Genomic DNA, 1,616 nt, shown 5'->3' with positions numbered 1-1,616 from the left:
GGCGCGGGCACACGGGAGGGGAACCGGAAGCCGGCACCTGCGGATTCGTCGGCAGCGTAGGGCGAGTCGATGGCATGTACACGCCTTGCAGATGACGGGAGCGGGAACGGACGTCGAGCGGAACGCGACTCCGCGGGCGGCGGCACCTGTGGGGCGGTGAGAGCCGGAGGCGCGTGGCATCCGGAGGAGAGGGGGATGGGGAGGCGATCGACGCCCGGAGACGTGCGGTTTCCGGGGGCGAGTGACGCTCGGAGGTGTGTGGTTTCCAGAGGTGAGTGACGCGCGGAGGCGCGGAGGCGTACAGGAGCACCCGGCGGCCGGGCGCCTGCCGGTGCGGTGCGTGTCAGGCGGCGGGCAGGCCCAGCAGCGTCCGTGCGACGTGCTGCGGAGTCTGGTCCCGCTCGCGGGCGAGCGCTATGACCGCGCGGCAGGCGAGTTCGTTCACGCCGAAGCACAGTGCCTCGGGCGAGACCCAGCGGGCCGCTTCCGCACTGCCCTCGTGGTCGTCCTCGGCACAGGCCGCCACGTAGGTGGCAGCCGCCTCGAAGAGGTTCCGCCCACGCCCCGTGAGCGGTGCCACAGGCGGTCGCCCGTCTTCCCCGATGCGCTTGCGGAGCCTGCCGAACACGCGGATCACCTGCCCCCGTGAGTCGATTGCCCTGCGGTCGTTCAAGTGTGCCCGGCCCTCGCGGAGTTGAACCTACGACGAACGGAGGGGCGACCGTCGAGTGAAGCGTTACGACGGACTCGTTCCAGGGCCGGGAGACAAGGACCGGCACCCGGCCGGGGCATCAGGCGATCAGGACCTCGGGCCCTCAGGCCGCCTCGGCCGGCCGGAGGCCCTCGGAGTCACGGACGGCGAGTGCCAGATAGCGGTCGTCCTCGTCGGTGTAGGAGACGAGACGCCATCCGCTGCGGGCCAACAGGGGCCTGAGCATGGGCTCGGCACGCTCGTCGTCGGGTGTCACCTGACGGCCGTGGCGCGCGGCGAGCGCCGCCCTGCCGACGGGGTGGAAGAGCGCGAGACGACCGCCGGGCCGTACGACACGGGCCAGTTCACGGAAATCCGACTCCACGTCCGCCAGGTGCGAGATGAGTCCCGCGGCGAACACCGCGTCGAGCGCGCCGTCACGGATCGGCAGCCGGGCGACGTCCGCCAGGGCCAGACCGCCGTCGCGGTCCCGGCCCGCCCGTACGGCCGCGGCGAGCATGGCGGGTGTGACGTCGCATCCGAGCACGATCCCGTCCGCGCCCACCGCCGCGCGCAGGGCGGGCAGAGCACGGCCCGTGCCGCAGCCCGCGTCCAGGACCGCGTCACCGCGACGCAGCCCGAGGTCGGCGACGGCAGCCGCGTACGCGGGTCCGTCGTCGGGGAAACGGGCGTCCCAGGTGTCGGCCCGCGCGGTGAAGAACTCCTTCACCCGGGCAGGGTCGTCGCTCACGTATGCGCTCCCTCGTGATGTTCCTCGCGCGGCGCGGGCGGACGGCGGGCTAAGCCTTGATCCACCGAACTGATTCCGTCGCGTCGGTCTGATCGCGGTCCGGCTGATCGTGGGTCTGCGGCTGTTGTCTGGACGTGCCGTACTCGCTGGTCTGCCCAGCTTTTCCACGAATTC

2 protein-coding genes are annotated in these 1,616 nt (G+C 72.2%); both read right to left on the bottom strand.

Annotation, left to right across the window (positions count from 1 at the left end; genetic code table 11):
* Nucleotides 1-343: 343 nt before the first annotated feature.
* Nucleotides 344-628, bottom strand: a complete 285-nt coding sequence (locus tag K6I34_RS36700) for a hypothetical protein (RefSeq protein ID WP_374231121.1) — start codon at nt 626-628, stop codon at nt 344-346.
* Nucleotides 629-815: 187 nt separating this feature from the next.
* Nucleotides 816-1,442, bottom strand: coding sequence for a class I SAM-dependent methyltransferase (locus K6I34_RS36695; protein ID WP_229332348.1), 627 nt, complete (start codon nt 1,440-1,442; stop codon nt 816-818).
* Nucleotides 1,443-1,616: the final 174 nt, after the last annotated feature.

Origin of the sequence: Streptomyces sp. UNOC14_S4 (genome assembly GCF_020740835.1) — a bacterium.
Classification (GTDB): Bacteria; Actinomycetota; Actinomycetes; order Streptomycetales; family Streptomycetaceae; genus Streptomyces.
The sequence above is the reverse complement of the archived record's forward strand: the minus strand, read 5'-3'. Positions and strand labels throughout refer to the sequence as shown.